Raw genomic sequence first — 15835 nt, 5'->3', positions numbered from 1 at the left:
ATCCGCTCGGCAGGGATAAATTTGTCGGTATCGAAGGGGGCTGGCCAAGACCGGACGTTCATCGAAGCACCGCTTTCAGCTGTGGATTCAACCGGCCAAAACAGACATCCCGTTACAACCCCTCTTGGGCAGCAGCTGCCTCTGCATGGGCATCGAGGCAGCTATCCATACTTACGACCTAAGCTTGGAGCAGGTTGTAGATCTTGACGTCCGGATCGACGTCAGCCTCGTAGTCCACCCCTTCGATCCCGAAACCGAAGAGACGCAGGAACTCCGCCTTGTAACCGACAAAATCAGTAAGTTCATAAAGGTTGTCATTGCTGACCTGATCCCATAGTTGCTTGACCCGATCCTGGACTTCGGGAGCCAGCTCCTTGTAGTCCGCGCGCAGGCGACCCTCTTGATCCATAACTGGAGAATGGCCGTACAAGCTGTCTTTGTAGAGCGCGTAGACCTGCTCGACGCATCCCTCGTGTGTGCCCTGCTCCTTCATGACTTTGAACAACAATGACAGATACAGCGGCATGATCGGGATAGCTGAACTTGCCTGGGTAACCACCGCTTTCAATACCGAGACCCGCGCGTCGCCTCCCAGAACAGCCAACCGTTCACGGATACCAAGGACTTTCTGATCCAGGTCCTTCTTGGCCGCACCAATGGAGCCGTTCCAGTAGATGTCATGAGTCAGCTTTTCGCCCAGATAAGTGAACGCGGTCGTTTTCGCCCCATCAGCCAGAACACCCGCTTCGTGCAAGGCATCGATCCACATCTGCCAATCTTCGCCGCCCATCACGGCCACCGTGCCATCGATTTCGCTTTGGATCGCGGGTTGTAGCGTGGTGTCCTTGACCACTTCCTTATCAGTATCCAGGCCCCGCAAGGTCACGGCCTTGTCGAGCGGCTTGAGGGTAGAACTGAGTACTTCACCCGTCTTGGGGTGTGTCCGGCGCGGTGCGGCAAGACTGTAAACAACCAGGTCGACCTTCCCGAAGTCGCGCTTGATAACGTCGATAGTCTTCTGTTTGATCTCATCGGAAAAAGCATCGCCGTTGATGCTCTTGGCGTAGAGGCCGTCGGACTCGGCAAACGTGTGAAAGGCCGCTGTGTTGTACCAGCCGGCGGTGCCGAGCTTGCCCTCATCGCCTTCACGTTCGAAAAACACACCGAGAGTGCTGGCGCCACAACCAAAAGCTGCCGTTATCCGCGCAGCAAGTCCGTATCCGGTCGATGCACCAATCACCAGTACGTTCTTTGGCCCCCCGGTGATCAATCCTTTCGTAGTAACGTAATCGATCTGATTCTTGACGTTGGCTTCGCAGCCAGTGGGGTGGGTAGTCACACAGACAAAGCCGCGAACGCGCGGTTTAATGATCATAAAAGATCTCCCTCTTCCAGGATGAGAGCCAACCTTGGCTACGAAGTTATAGACGCCTGGATAGCTGGAACGTCACGATGAAGGATCTGCAGCGATTGGTACCTCGCCAAGCAATGCTTGAACAAATCCTTCCTACTGGTCATATAGCATTGGCGACCTAGAGCCTGGCAAGAGACTGCAACGGTCTAGTCTCGACCGTTGGGTGGTCAGACGTCCGTCTGTTCCGCCATTTCCAGGGCGTCATCGACCTCGATCCCCAAGTATCTAACGGTACATTCAAGCTTCGTACGGCCAAGCAGGAGTTGCACTGCTCTCAGGTTCTTCGTCCTGCGATAGATTAGCGATACCTTAGTTCTCCGTAGCGTGTGGGTACCGTACATGGTTGGAATGTCCTGCATCGGCAGCCTCTCTACGAAAGTCGTTAGGTTCAGCGGTTGTTACGGAGTGCCCATTGGCTCGCGCAAATGGACGGAATCCGTGTGTCAGTCCGCACTTGGCCGTTTTTGACTATCTATCGCCACCGGCAGCTTTGGGTCGAAAACAGTCAGTTCAATCAAGAATGGGACGAAGGAAACTGCGCTCGTAGCTCAGGATGAATTTTTGCTCGGTAGCCTGCGTCACCAATTGAACGCACTCAGGATCTACTCCGGCCTCCCTACGGTACTGCTCATAATCTGCCAGGCTGGAAAAGCTGAATAGACAGTAAGCGATATTGTTGGCGCCTTCGGCTGGTAGAAAGTAGCCGTGGTGGTTCCCTCCCATACGGTTCACCACACGAATCCAATGGCGAGAATAGCTTTCGAAAGCCGGGATCTGGTAGGGATCGATTACATACCTGACGTGGCAAGTGATCACTGGATCATTCCTTTGAAAATGGGGAAAACACTATTCTACACATGCCATAAGCTGAGTCGTCGATGGCAGCATTGGGTCGATAACTGCCACTTGCATCTCTCATAGCGTGCACACGAAGATTCTCGACCAACCAAAACGGTTTCACACCGAATCAAGGACGATGCATGAAACAAGTCGAAATTCATCAGATCACGCACCTGCCGCCACAGATTCTAGCCTTGGAAAAAGAGGCAGTTGGAGAGGGTTTCAGGTTTCTCACTCGGCTGATTGCCGAATGGCACTCCGGAGCGAATCGCTTCGATGCACCCGGAGAATGTCTTATGGCGGCGTATTTCACCCAGCAACTGATAGGTATCGGAGGCCTTTCAGTTGATCCATATGGCGAGACTAATACGGCAAGGCTGCGACGGGTTTACGTAGCAGCTTCTTCAAGGGGGCAACACGTGGGTCAAACGCTAGTAAAAGCGCTGGTCGCACATGCCACTCTTCGCTTTCAGAACGTACGTCTTTCCACCGATACGTCTGAAGGAGACGCGTTTTACCTGCACTGCGGTTTCATGCGAACAGAGGATGTCCATGCTACTCATATCATGCTGCTAGGCGACGCCTGATTCAGGCAGCTATCGGCCGATTCTGTTGAAAAAGTCGGCCATGGTTTGCGTATCAGAAAAGTACGCGTCCGAGATTGAAATCTTTACTTTTTGCAGTGGCTTCCGGACTCAGATTTCACGTAGCAGCGTGCAAAAAAGGTGTTTTCACCAGTCAATGATCAGGCAGTTTGGGCAGACCGACTTTTTCAACAGAATCGGCCAAAAGCGGACCTCCATTAGGAGCTTCCAACTCATCTGGAGATGGCCGGGCTATGGCATGTGATTGCTCACCACCAGACAGAGACCTACAAGCCTCTGTCATCCTTTAAGCCAAATCAGTGATTGAAGTCTCAGCTCCGTCACGCAGCCCAACCACACCGAGGTAGAGGCAGATACCAATTCACGGCTGACAGTGGGAGAGGTCCACAACGGGGCTAAATGCGGGGTTGCGGTGCGTTGCGAGCTGATCAAGGCGGATTTTTGCCTATACTCCACCAACTGACACAAAGTGTGGAGGCAATCAAAATGATCTCGGACATTAAAGCATTATTTGACCTCGGCCAACAGATAATAAAGTATTTTGAGACATATAGATCAATGAGAGAGGAAGACAAGGACGAGCTTTGCGAATTCTGCAGGAAAGTTGATTATTCGCTGGAGCACGCTATAAATAACTTGCGCGAGTTCGGTGGCAATAATTTTTCAATACATACTTCTTTTGAAGCAGGTTATTTGGCAGCATTCGTGAAGCACGAACTAACCAATAGATATCCTGAAATATTTAACGATAAGCATGTAAGTTTGCTGAAGAGAGCTGGATTGGCAATAAGTAAACTTGAGCGAATTCCCAATCTGACTGACGAGGAACGGCTCACGTTCATCGATGTAATAAACCAGGCTAGAGCCACGTTCCGGGTTTTAGAACAACAAATTAAATTTCTAGGATAAGAGCCACTATGAGTGTGCCACCACTTTCGCTTGGAAGTCTTGAAACTCTGATGTAATAGATCAGCGTCAAAGGTGCGGCAATCAGTACGCTCATTATCAAAGATATTGGGCAATGAGGGTTGGCAGACAATGCGGCTTCCCTAGCCAGCTAGCCCTCGCGCTGCTCTGTAGCAACTCAAGCCCTGATGAAAGAAACCGGGGCCAAGGCCGCTGAGGGATGTCCAGTTTTAGGGCCACGAAACAAGCGAAAATCAATGAAGGGAATTCGAGTGTTAGCCTGCTGGGCTCTTTATCGGTTGCGGGTGTAGAGTTTCCAGATGTTGCCACCGGATTCGACAGTCGAGCCTGGCGCGAAGCGAACGACCTTACTCAGTCGCTTTTTACTTGTCACGACTGACCGCTTTGGGTCGTTTTCTGCCTGTCGTGACAGGCAGCAATCGGCCGAAGCTGTGTAAGAATGATTTAGAGCAAGTTAAACGGTCAGAACCAGAACGTTACTGGACAATCGAGACTATAGTCGGCCTGGTAATACGCATTCTGCCTGCCTATTTCTCCATACAGGCCTTCATCATCACCCTAAGCTTGGCGGGGTCTGGCTGCTGATTAAAGCGCCCTGCCCAGGTATGTTCGACCTACACCAGCACGGTCAACCAGGCCGACACCAGCAGCAAAAAAGCCAGTGCATGGTTCACGCGTTTGAACGCCTGTGGCGAACCAAAAAACCGAGCACTACCCACGCCGAGCAACGCCCACAGAGTCATGCACGGCAAAGAGACCAACAGGAACACCAGCGACAACAACACCAGCCGCATGGTCTTGTCGCCGCCACCGGCAAACACGCTCACCACCGCCACCGCCATCATCCAGACTTTGGGGTTGAGCAATTGCAGGGTGGCGGCACCGAACACACTCAGGCCCTCGTCGCGCGGGGTAGTCGGGTTCAGGGACGGCGGTGCGCTTTGAAAGATCTGCCAGGCCAGCCAACTCAACCAGAACACCCCGATCCAGGCCATCGCCTGCTGCACTCGCGGAAACCGCAGCAGCGTCTCGCCCACGCCGAGCCCGACGGCAAACACAATCAGCGCCGCCGCCACGCAAGCGCCAAAAATGATCGGCAGCGTAGCGCCCAGCCCCCACCGCGAACTGTGGCTCAGCACCAGAATATTGGTCGGCCCCGGGGTGATCGAGGCAACGAACGCAAACAGCAGGAAAGGCAACAACGATTCCATGGCTCAGACTCCCTGAGGACACATCGAAGGCGCAGAAAGGAACAGCGAAAAAGACATGGCATGGACTCCTTGATCAGATAGGAGGCCATGGTCGCGGGTCAGCGGGATTCAGTCTGGAAGGTTTGAGCAGCGCTTGCGGTAGTCCGCTGGCGTGAGCTGGTAGGCACGGCGGAACCAGCGCCCCATATGGCTTTGATCGGAGAACCCGAGAGCACTGGCCACCTGCGCCGGCGACTCGCCCCGCGCCAGTAGCTGCCGCGCCTTGGCCAGGCGCAGCTGGATCAGATAAGCATGAGGCGCCAGCCCAAAGGCTGCCTTGAAGGCCCGCGTCAAGCGAAAGCGATCAACACCACAGGCTTGAGCCAGATCATCCAACCCGATGTCCTCGTAGACATGGGCATGCAGATAGTCACGCGCAACCTGGGCCACCAACGGCAGACGCGGATCAAAGGCCTGCCGCTTGCGCCAATCAAGGTGGCAAGTGAGCGACCCCAACAAGGTATCGATGGCGCTCTGGCGCACGATGCGCAAGTCACCCTCATGGAGCACGTGGAAGGCTTGATAAATGGCAGTGGCCAGGCCCGGATCCTGGCTCAGGGTGTCGGCAAAGCCCGGCTGACTATCGGCTGGCGCGTGCTCGAACAACGCATGCAACTCCCGTTCAAGCCAGTGCGGATCGAGGTAGAGCATGGAATAGGTAAACCCTTCCTCGGTCGGCGCATGCCCATCGTGGATTTCCCCCGGCTCCAGCATGAATACCTTGCCCGGCGTACTAAGATGGCGAACGCGTCGGCAATTGAACTGCTGCACCCCCTGTTCGGTGACCCCCACCAGAAAACTGTCATGCCAGTGCGGATCGTAGGCATGCCCCTGAAAATGGGCACGAATCGATTCAATCCCGGTATCGGCATCCTGGGACAGCTCAATCCAGTTGCGTTTATCCACGGAAGGCTCCAGAGGTATGGTTCAGCTTTGAACTGTGCGGGCGACTAAATTACCGCGCTTTTGAAAAGAACGTTTAGAAGATTTGTGCGGTTTGATGCTGAGCCATAGCTGCCTATGCTGAAAGGCAGAAAACGGGTCGATCTCCGTCAGTCGTGATAGGCAGAAAGCCACCAGAAACAGCCTTTCGCGGATAGAAATCGACCAGCAGCTGACCGCGTTTATAGGTAGAGATCGGTCACTTGCTCATCACGAGGGCGATCGCGAGCACAACTACGGAGGCTCATTGAAGGGATCGCCCTTAAACCAAGGGTGTATCAAGGCCAAATCAAATGAAGCCTCAATGATCACCTCTGCCCACCCTCTTAGGGTTGATAAATCCTCAACTCCTCGGCAGTAGTTAACGCCTGAAAGCATGCCCCTTGGCTATCGAAACAATCAACAGCGCTGGTAGCAACAATGCCAGCGCTACCCAGGGAATAGCACCTGCCCCCCATGTTTCCAGGAAAATGCCGCCGATCACACCACTGCCTGCAAACGCCAGATTGAAGACGGTCACCAACATTGATTGCGCAATATCAGCGCCGTCACTGGCAACATCAGCCAAGGAGGTTTGCAATAAGGTTGGCGCACCACCGAAGCTCATCCCCCACAGGACGATGCCGATATAGATCGCACTGACGGGCAGCTCACCCAGGCCCAGGGCAAACGAAACCAGGATGAATGCTGTCAGGCTGAGCAGTACCAGACTCCGAAGCCTGTCATCAATCAGCGTGCCGATCATCCATAGACCGAACAAGGCCGCAATACCGAATGAAAGGAGGCCCCGATCTATCTGATCGGCCAATCCAACAGAAGCCAGGAACGCAGCAATATAGGTATAGAGGGTGTAGTGAGCCAGGATCCAGAGCATGACCACCGCCAGCACGGGCCGCACGCCCGGGGTTTGCAGGACCCTGCGTAGCGGCAAGCGTCGATCGGAGCGTTGTCCGGGATAATCAGGCACTTTCAGATATATCCAGGCCATCAGCAAAAGGCTGAGTCCTGAGAGAGTCCCGAACACACAACGCCATCCCAGCAGCTTGCCGAGCCAGGCACCTAGCGGTACGCCTAGGGCAAGTGCCAAAGGGATGCCGAGCATGGCCAGCGCCATTGCGCGACCGTGCTGCTGTGGGGCGACCAATCGTCTGACATAGCCGGCCAGCAGGCTCCAGGCCAGACCGGTTGCGATACCCACCACGAAGCGGGCAGCCAGCGTCAATGAAAACCAGGGCGACAGGGCGGTCACCGCATTACAGGCGCAAAACACCCCGACAGCCAGTAATAGCACCAAGCGCCGACGCCAGCCCTGCAAAGCGAGAGTCAATGGAATAGCCGCTAACCCTGAGCCCAGCGCACATAGGGTCACCATCTGACCAGCCCACGCTTGCGACACACCAAATGCCTCGGCGATTTGCGGCAAAAGTCCTGCTGGCACCGTTTCGTTGGCGGTGGCGATAAAGCTCCCCATTGTCAGCGCCAACAGGGCCGCCAATGGGAGACGCCCAGTAGTGAGGTATTCGGTATTGCCCGATGTCGTGAAAGAGCCATTTTCAAATTGCGATTTGCCGGTCATGACCTGTGCTCAGAGGAATGGGAGACGTGAGTGTGATGAATTGCTACGAATTTGATAATTGGTCTACCATTTGATGAACCATCAAATTTGAATTGAATATGGCTACTGACCGATTGGGCGACATGCGTTTGTTTGTCGAAGCGGCAGCACTCGGCAGCTTGTCTGCCGCAGGGCGCAAACTGGCGCTGTCGCCGGCCGCGGCCAGCGCGCGACTTATCAAGCTTGAGGCGGCGCTGCGCACCAAGTTGTTTGATCGCACAACGCGTCAGTTGCGCCTCACGGAAGAAGGTCGGTTTTATTTGCAGCAATGCTGGGTCGCATTGCGGGCTATCGATGAGGCGGAAGCTGGGCTTCAAGCCAGTCAAACAGAGGTGCGTGGCAAGGTCCGGATATCCGCATCCGCCGATTTTGGCCGCAATCTTTTAAATGACTGGCTTGAGACATTCAGTACATTGCACCCGGAACTGTACGTCGCACTGACGTTGTCGGACTCGGTATCAAATCTGGTGCAGGACGATGTCGATCTGGCAATCCGGTTTGGACAGCCCCATGACAGCTCGATGATCGCCAGGCAGTTGGCTCCCAACTGGCGAGTACTGTGCGCTTCGCCTGATTATCTGGCGCGATACGGTGAACCCCAAACCCCTACTGACTTGCCTAGCCACAAGTTCATCGTGCTGGTGACGTCTGCAGGTCCATTGAACACCTTTCACTTTGTGGTGGATGGTCAGGAATGGAACCACACCGTTCCCATGAGCCAGGCATGGGAAACCAACGACGGCGCCCTCGCGCGCGCATGGGCGTTGGCTGGACATGGCATCGCACGCAAGACCATTTGGGATGCGGCAGCCGATATCCGTGCTGGACGACTGAAGGTCCTGTTACCTGACTTTTGTGTCCGAGAGGCCGGCGTCTACGCGGTATTACACGGCAATCGTTACCGGATTCCCCGCGTGCGTGTATTGCTGGATTTCCTTACCGACCATTTTGATCGCGCAACCGATGAGCTGTTGTTCGACCTTAAAGTACCTAATGCCTGATGTTAGGAGGTTGTAAGCCACGCCATACCGGATAAGAGTTGCCGTCAAGTGCGCAATGAGGTTGCCTAGGTCGGGGGCAGACAATTTCCAGTAAGTTGAATGGCCCTCTGGTCTCGCAGACACATCTGACTGGCTGCTGGAGTGTCCGCTATGGGTCCAGGCTGTGTAAAAACGCAGGCCTCGTTTTGAAGTCTGTGTCGCTACGTAAAATCTGACCGTGATTGGCAGATCAGTGGTCCTGAAATTTGCGTAGGAACGCGGTTTTCGTTCCGATTCGAACCTTCAAACCTGCTCTAAAACGTTTTTACACAGCCCGGGTCGAAAGCGGTCCCTCGCCAGCGGCTGCTTTCGACCCGATCACTGAAGCGATTACTGACCAAGCCTGATCCTTACATGCAAAATGCTGTCTCTGGCATCGTGTTGGATGGCAAGGGCTTCGCCCGTGTTCGCGGTGGTGCGGCACTCCGGTAAGCCCGCTCCCACAGGAGTCGCGAATACTTTCGGTAACCCTTCGATCGGCTAGCTTGCGGCTTGGCTACAGACAGCTTCGGGTCGATTGCTACCATCAACGACTGACGACCTCTGACCCAGTGCTTATGCGCCATGCGTAGGACTAGCCCACTGCCCGATAAAGTCGCCAACTCTCCGCTCAATGTCACTCTCAACTGTCCGCAGCCGCAGAATAGGAATGCCACTTCTAGCCAAAATCTCATTTTTCATGGCGTCCCGAGCTGCCTGCACGGGTCGGTCGTGGTACCCGCCATCAACCTCGATCACCCCTATCGGTTTTTTGCCCACTTTGAAATAGATCACGAAATCGCAACTGGCGCGCCTCATGAACGCCCGCTGGGGCTCCGTCCAGTCGAGGCTACCCGGCGATGCAAGCTTATCCAGCTGGATCTGTGTGTGGTACTTCAATGCCTGGCACGCCGGGGCTGACAGCGCTTCACGCAGCAACTGTGCCACGATCTGCTCGGACTTGTAGCGTGAATCCTCGGGCCGCAGGCGGGCGTCCAAGCGTGCCAGAGACTGGTCGTACTCGCGGTACAGCAAGTCGAATGCCGACACCACCGGCGCGCGTACGATCTGATCGTCCTGCGCGTAATAGCTGATGTAGCGGATCAGCGCGGCGATGTGGCCATTGTTGTCAGTGAACACCTCGTCACCGGTCACCAGGGTGAAGCGATGTTTGGCCCGCGAAACTGCCACGTTGATCATGCGTGGGTCGTCGACGAAATCCAGGCGTGTTCGCGCCTGGTTGTAGCGCTTCTTGTCCAGCACGGTGGAGAAGACGATCTCGTCGCATTCGCGCCCCTGAAACTTGTGCACGGTGTCCTTGACGAAATCCGTCGGCAAGTGCGTGTCGGAAAGGTTGACTTGCGCCCGGAACGGGGCGATGTAACCGCGGCCTTCACCGTCCATACCGACGGGCGGCCCCTCGTCCCCAAGCACCTTCAGCAGGGAGTCCAATTCCCGAAGGTTGGTGTTCTTCCTGGCGTGGTTGCCCTTGGCTGTCACCACCAGGCGCAGGGGGGCTTCGCCCTTGTCCTCGGTCATCGGCACCAGTGCGTTGTCGTAGAACTGCTGGTTGCAGAACTGGATGATCCTGGGGTGGCAGCGGTAATGTTCTTTCAGCAGGGTTCTGGGCAGCGTGTCCTGAAACACGGCAATGCACGAATCCAGCAGGCTGTAGTGCTCGCAATCGTAGACTTCGGCGGGCGCTTGAAGCCCCAGTGCCACAGGGATATGCGGCAACTGGCGGTTGTCTCCAACGACGATCAGGTTCTTTGCGCAGCCCAGTGGCAGGATGCCCGGCACGATGTCCTGCAAAGAGGCTTCGTCGATGATCACGTAGTCGAGGACCGCTCCCGGCGCGATCGAATTGACGATGGAGTGCGTGCCGCTGCCCAGGATAGGGAAGCGCTGCAAGAAGACATCGAAATGCCTGCGGTAAGTTTTGACATCAAAGCTGTCCGACGGCGGCGGTACCTGAAGTTGCAGATGCTGCTTGAGATGGTGCATCGATGCTGTTGTCAGTTCTTTCAGCAGGGCCGTGAAATTCGCGCGTGCCAACGATTCACGGCACGCCCGCAGCTCCGCTTCCTTGTCCCGTAGCGACTTGTCGTAGTAATGCATCTGCAGTGCATGGAAAACGGCCATGCGCGCCTCGCCCTCGGTGAATGGCTTGGTGCGAAAGATTCTGAATTTGAACAGAAGCTCGATACGGTCTTTGAGATGAATGCGCTGCTCGCCGAGGTACGCCAGGTAGGCCATGAGGTCCGCAGTCTTGCGCGGTGTCAGGCCGTACTTGTCGAGCGAGACTGTGGCCTGTACATCGCTTTCTGCCTGCCACTGCTGCAGGTAGCGCCGCTCGATGACCAGCTCGTCCAGCTCGATTTGCAGTTGTGCCGCCCTGTTGTGGTCTTGCAGGTGCTGCTTCAAGCGGGTCAGCAAGGCCTGGATTTCATCTAGGGATGGTGCCGGCTCGGGTGCGTTTGATGGCCAAGCAGGCAGATCGGCAAAGAAGGCCTCACGTTTGTCCTGGTTGCCAAGCTTGGCGACCAAGTAGCCCAGGCCGTATTTCTCCAGCTTTTCGTAGACGTTTTCCACGGCAGCATTGTTGTTGGACAGCACCGCTACCGTCTGCCCACGTAACAGAATATTGGCGAGGATGTTGAGGATCGTCTGGGTCTTGCCGGTCCCTGGCGGGCCTTCGATCACGCTGATTTGCGCGCTGAACGCCCGCTCGACCGCCTGAAGCTGACTCTCGTTAAGCCCGAACGGATAGATGAGCCCCTGACCCGGCGCCAGCGTGCCGTTGCGCCCCGTACAATAGGCTTGCAGGGCAGTGCCAGCGATGGCGGGCAGTTTTCCGAGCTGGCGCACCACATTGTCGGCAATTTCACGATCAGTTTTCGACTCAGCGTGATCCTGTCGGGCATTCGCCACGAGAGTGAAATAGCGGAAGACCGGTGTTTCCTTCATCGATGTCGGGGCGGTAAAGCCGATACCGTCCATCTTGTAGACATAGGGCTTTTCGGCGCCCGGGTAGTGCACGACGGCATATCGCTCGCCGTAAATCGTAGCTTTGGCAATGGGCGTGACGATCGTGCTGCCGGGCTTGTGCAGCAATACATTGGTCAACTCGCGGGTGGGCGAAACTTGGCAGTTACTGAGCGCACGGGTGTATTTTTTCTTGGAGGGGAAGTGACAGGTCAGTTCCAGGGCTTCGTACTTGTCGCTCCAGCGAATCGCCCAGTCGCTGATCTTTGCGGTCTTGTCCTCACCATCCACCTGAATCGAAACCATATTCCTTATCCCTATGCGCATGACATCCGGCTTCGCCTCGCGCCGAATGTTACTTTCTCCAAGATGAGTCATATTGCCATCATTGCGTGCAGGATCGATAGCCGGTTCTGCACTGCGACGGCCAGCGTGAATTCGTCGGCCGCACCACTCATGCCCCGTAGTCGCAGGCGATCCAGTTTCAGGATGCGCTTGAAGCGGGCAAACAGCATTTCGACCTTCTTGCGCTCATGGTGAGAGCGCACGTACTCCGGCGTTGCTGCAATGCGTCGAGCCACATCACGAGCGGCTTCATGGACGCTGCGAGCAATCTTGCGAATCGAGGTGTTCGGACAGCACTTGGCTTTCAGCAGGCATGTCGCGCAGTCGGTCTGCCTGGATCGGAAGATGATGGTGTTGGTGACGTGCGAACGCTCGTCTTGAAGGCTCGCCATTCGCTGCGTAATACGTTGCCGGCCGGGCAGCGGTATTCCTCGGCCTCTTCATTCCAGTGGAAATCGTTACTCGAAAAGCTGTCGTTCTTGCGCTCAGTTTTGTCCCACACCGGCATATGCGGCTCGATGTCTTTTTTCTCCACCATCCAGGCCAGCATCGGCGCAGTACCGTAAGCGGTGTCGCCAATGAGGCGCTCTGGCTTGATGTCGAACTGCACTTCGACCCGATCGATTATCGTCTTGGTGCTCTCGACTTCTGGGGTTCGATGAGCCGGTGTGGGTTCCACATCCATGATCACGCAGTGCTCGCCATCCATCGACTGGCACGCTCGCTCAAGCTGTGTGCAATCAGCTCTAGCTGCGGTCAACCCAAGCTTTGGATGACCTCATCCACGAAGTGTCGGAGCTTTGCTGAAGGGCGACGGTCGGCGGGGTAGATCAGGTTGACAGGGTAGATGGGGCCTTCGAAGTTCTCAAAAAGCACGACCAACTCACCTCGTCGCACGTAGGGCGTCAGCACGTCCTCGACGCAGAGCGTAATACCGAAACCCGACAATGCGGCGTTCACCTTGGCCATGGTGTTGTTTACTTTCAGTCGACTCGCAATGGGGATCGTGAACGTCTGCATATCTTTAGTGAATCGCCAGAGCTTGTCTGTCATTCGATCGGAAAACAGGTAGCCCAGACAGTCATGGTCCACGAGCTGCTCAGGATGGAGCGGGACCCCTTTGCGCGAGAGATAAGCGGGGGATGCGCAGGCTAACATCCTGAAAGGTTTCAAACCGCGTTGAACCAGAGCTGCACTGTCGGCCAGCTGAGGTTTTCCCAGCCGGAAGACGACTTCGTAGCCTTCTTCCACGACATTCACGAACCTGTCCGTCAACTCCAACTCGATTTCCGTTTCGGGGTAACGCGTCAGGTATTGGGTGAGGAACGGGATCAGTCGATGAGAGCCATAATTATACGGCGCACTGATCCTTATTTTTCCTCGCGGTGTTGAGTTCGCTGCCAAGGCCAGAGCATCGGCGTCATCAACGTCGCTCAGAATGGCTTTGCAGCGTGAGTAATATTCCCTGCCCACGGCAGTCAAGCTTTGACGGCGAGTGGTTCGCGTGATCAATTTGAGGCCTAGCTCAGATTCCAGATTGCCGACCTGTTTGGCAATCAATTGCGGGGTCACGCCTAACAAGGCAGCGGCTGCCGAGAACGAGTCTGATTCGGCTGCCGCCACGAACGCTGCCATGCTTTTCAGCTTGTCCATATCTACAACCTTTAGTTGTCAATGTTATTAAATCTTGAGCATTTATCTTCAAGATCTTGCTGTTCATCATGCCTCTGGTCAATCAAAGTAATAGCGCCTTGCGCTTCGTAGAGCGGAGATTATGAATTGGTGAACATATCGCATGAAACGGCAGCGGATACCGAGCGCCGACTGCTGCACGTGACCTCTCAGGCGCGCGTCCGGTTCTTTCCTGGCACATATACGTTTTTGGAGTTTCCCTTGTCATCGTTTCCTGGTGCGGCATATCCCGACGCACTGGCGCTCGTTCGAGACGACAAGGTATGGAGTCAACTGGTCCCTTGCGACGACATCGAGCGAGAACTGTTCGGCGTCTTCCGTTTCCATTTCCCTGAAAACGTAGACAACAGCGGATTCGTGGGCTGGTTGGCGATGCGTCTGAAGCGGCATTTTGGAACTGGCGTTTTCGTCACTTGCGGCCAAAACAGAGATGAGGGCGGGATATTTGATTATTGGGGCGTCCCGGCCAGCCTTGCTTCGGGTGTCTTCGCAGAGATCCAGGCTTTGGTTGATGGCCGAGCGGCCGGGGAAATGGGAGTTTCCCGGTAGCGGATATGGTCGCGCGTGCCCAAGTGTTCGCTTTTGGCCGATTGAATAGCAGCCGTTCCCGGAAGACCTAAACCGGCCAAAAAGTGGATGATTTGAGTCGAGAAAATAAATCAAGGAACCGCGGTACGCGGTCCCAGAGAGCGAAGCGAACGGCTTGAACCGCTTGTTATACGTTAACCCTGTAACTCAAGGTTGCCTCATCGCCTGTGATCCCTCGGAATCCCCAGCAATGACTTGGTTGCTCAAATATTGTGATTTCAACGTCAACCGGATTTATAGCCAAGTTTCGCTCAAAGTCTGTAAATATTTGCTTTATGAGCTTCTTTTTTGTTTCTTCCGTTCGCCCAGAAATCATGCTTATTTCGATTACTGTGTATTTTTCAGATCTGCCGCCGGGGTAATAGAAATTAGTTTTATCTAGCGGGACGAAACGGTGAGCACGCTTGTCTTCGGGTAACCCAAGAACGGTAGTCATGCAATTATGTAGCACATCGGACATCTGTGCTTTTTTGGCATTTAAATTGTAGTCAATTCCATAGACGGTGATCATTGCGATTCCTTGCAAGCGTATAACTACTATAGGTGACATGCCATGTCGCGATGGCGTGCCGTATAAAGTTCCTTGTCGTCCTGTAAGTCCTTGTCTAGCTTTGCCATCACCGTGTCCACCGTCCACTTTTGACCGATTCCTGCCGTTCGTGAAGGGCAGAAATCGACCAGTAGCAATCGCATTCGACAGGTGAACGTCTGAGCGCCTCGCTCAGATATGCAGCCAAGCCAGCGAACCCAGCATGACGCCAACACCCGCGGCCCCAAACGAGAGCCGCTTGAGCCATTCCTTACGCGTCAGCAAGGTAATGGCCGCCAGTGAAATTGCTATTTGAATCGCTGTCATTGCCTGGGCCCAGCGGTGATGCTGATGCAACGCCTGCTCTGACTTCTCGTCCCACTCCCTTGCCCGTTGTTCGAATGCTTCAGCCTTCTTGCGCGCCTCCTCCTTCTGTTCCCCGTACCGCCGCGCCTCAGCAACATAATGGGCGGAGTCCAGCCCTGGGAGATGGCTTGCCAGATCCGACAGGTTCTGCCGGCTGGACTTGGCCTGGTAATAATTCCACTCGTTGGCGGCTTCGGTTTTCTGGATAGCGGCGTTGTTTTTGTCCATGGCCGCCTCATTCTCCGTTGAGCCGGCCTGATAGCTCATCAGGGCGCCGACGGTCGCCATGATGGCTGTCATCACCGCAATCTTGCTGGCAAAGCTGTCGCCTTGTGCATGCGCATGATGGGTGGTGTGCTCAATGTGTTGCTCGTGTGGGCTGGGGACTTCGAACTCTTCAGGCATGGGTGTCGATCTTGGAGGTGTTAGTGGAGATGGACAGCATTATGAATTGTCCCTGATTCTTTGGACACAATTGACTGGCAGCCAGTGGTCCAAAGTGTGTAAAAAGCCACTGATCTCGATAACGCTGTGCAAGACTCTTATTTCGATGGACGTTGAGGTCACAAACGACCTTAGCTCTTAGTACATCTCACCCGTGACGATCACCGTCCACAGGACTCGCGAGGAAGCACATGATCGATGGTTCCGCCGTTTTGACAGTCTTTTTGGTCTACTTGGCCGGCGTCGTTATCCCCGGGCCAAATTTCGTTGCGGT

At 55.0% G+C, this 15835-nt stretch carries 13 protein-coding genes and 2 pseudogenes; 4 read left to right on the top strand and 11 right to left on the bottom strand.

The genetic code is table 11. The annotated features are described in order from the left end of the window. Positions 1–178 precede the first annotated feature (178 nt). The 3 genes and pseudogenes from fabV to AC07VO_RS23735 form a co-directional block, all read right to left on the bottom strand. Positions 179–1375, bottom strand: a complete 1197-nt coding sequence (gene fabV / locus AC07VO_RS23745) for an enoyl-ACP reductase FabV (RefSeq protein ID WP_086946197.1) — start codon at positions 1373–1375, stop codon at positions 179–181. 206 nt (positions 1376–1581) lie between these two features. After that, positions 1582–1761: pseudogene (locus AC07VO_RS23740) on the bottom strand (integrase); the annotation flags it as partial. A gap of 163 nt (positions 1762–1924) precedes the next feature. Beyond that, the gene (locus tag AC07VO_RS23735; protein WP_086946195.1) at positions 1925–2230 is read right to left on the bottom strand and encodes an NIPSNAP family protein; all 306 of its coding nucleotides are present in this window, start codon (positions 2228–2230) and stop codon (positions 1925–1927) included. A 164-nt stretch (positions 2231–2394) separates the two neighbouring features. On the opposite strand from AC07VO_RS23735, the gene AC07VO_RS23730 reads away from it, so the two are divergent. Continuing rightward, on the top strand, positions 2395–2841 hold the full coding sequence (locus AC07VO_RS23730) for a GNAT family N-acetyltransferase (RefSeq protein ID WP_086946194.1): 447 nt from the start codon (positions 2395–2397) through the stop codon (positions 2839–2841). Between the two features lie 504 nt (positions 2842–3345). Next, complete coding sequence (locus AC07VO_RS23725) at positions 3346–3768, top strand: hypothetical protein (RefSeq protein ID WP_086946192.1); 423 nt, start codon at positions 3346–3348, stop codon at positions 3766–3768. A 632-nt stretch (positions 3769–4400) separates the two neighbouring features. Here AC07VO_RS23725 and AC07VO_RS23720 read toward each other — a convergent pair. The 3 genes from AC07VO_RS23720 to AC07VO_RS23710 all read right to left on the bottom strand — a co-directional run bounded on the left by AC07VO_RS23720 (position 4401) and on the right by AC07VO_RS23710 (position 7554). Beyond that, positions 4401–4997: a LysE family translocator gene (locus AC07VO_RS23720; protein WP_019579479.1), complete on the bottom strand. Its 597-nt coding sequence runs from the start codon at positions 4995–4997 to the stop codon at positions 4401–4403. Between the two features lie 108 nt (positions 4998–5105). After that, the gene (locus AC07VO_RS23715; RefSeq protein ID WP_019579480.1) at positions 5106–5942 is read right to left on the bottom strand and encodes an AraC family transcriptional regulator; all 837 of its coding nucleotides are present in this window, start codon (positions 5940–5942) and stop codon (positions 5106–5108) included. A gap of 397 nt (positions 5943–6339) precedes the next feature. Beyond that, positions 6340–7554, bottom strand: coding sequence for an MFS transporter (locus AC07VO_RS23710; protein ID WP_086946191.1), 1215 nt, complete (start codon positions 7552–7554; stop codon positions 6340–6342). A 98-nt stretch (positions 7555–7652) separates the two neighbouring features. Here AC07VO_RS23710 and AC07VO_RS23705 point away from each other — a divergent pair, with 98 nt between their 5' ends. Next, entirely contained in the window at positions 7653–8594 is a 942-nt protein-coding gene (locus tag AC07VO_RS23705; protein WP_064618400.1) for a LysR family transcriptional regulator, read from the top strand. A 594-nt stretch (positions 8595–9188) separates the two neighbouring features. Here AC07VO_RS23705 and AC07VO_RS23700 read toward each other — a convergent pair. The 3 genes and pseudogenes from AC07VO_RS23700 to AC07VO_RS23690 all read right to left on the bottom strand — a co-directional run bounded on the left by AC07VO_RS23700 (position 9189) and on the right by AC07VO_RS23690 (position 13595). Continuing rightward, a complete protein-coding gene (locus AC07VO_RS23700) occupies positions 9189–11903 on the bottom strand; it encodes an AAA domain-containing protein (protein WP_086946190.1) in 2715 nt (904 codons plus the stop codon). Positions 11904–11971: 68 nt separating this feature from the next. After that, positions 11972–12651, bottom strand: a pseudogene (locus tag AC07VO_RS23695) (transposase); the annotation flags it as partial. Positions 12652–12698: 47 nt separating this feature from the next. Continuing rightward, positions 12699–13595 (bottom strand): LysR family transcriptional regulator, encoded by an 897-nt coding sequence (locus tag AC07VO_RS23690; RefSeq protein WP_018930328.1) that lies wholly within the window; start codon positions 13593–13595, stop codon positions 12699–12701. Between the two features lie 129 nt (positions 13596–13724). Here AC07VO_RS23690 and AC07VO_RS23685 point away from each other — a divergent pair, with 129 nt between their 5' ends. After that, positions 13725–14183 carry a DUF6196 family protein gene (locus AC07VO_RS23685; RefSeq protein ID WP_230139439.1) on the top strand — a complete coding sequence of 153 codons (459 nt, stop codon included), beginning with the start codon at positions 13725–13727 and terminating at the stop codon, positions 14181–14183. A gap of 166 nt (positions 14184–14349) precedes the next feature. Here the strand turns inward: AC07VO_RS23685 and AC07VO_RS23680 are convergent, their stop codons facing one another. Further along, positions 14350–14733, bottom strand: coding sequence for a tautomerase family protein (locus AC07VO_RS23680; protein ID WP_018930326.1), 384 nt, complete (start codon positions 14731–14733; stop codon positions 14350–14352). Between the two features lie 210 nt (positions 14734–14943). Then, on the bottom strand, positions 14944–15522 hold the full coding sequence (locus AC07VO_RS23675; protein WP_018930261.1) for a DUF4337 domain-containing protein: 579 nt from the start codon (positions 15520–15522) through the stop codon (positions 14944–14946). Positions 15523–15835 lie beyond the last annotated feature (313 nt).

The organism is Pseudomonas sp. GW821-FHT03E01 (assembly GCF_059420765.1).
The sequence above is the reverse complement of the archived record's forward strand: the minus strand, read 5'-3'. Positions and strand labels throughout refer to the sequence as shown.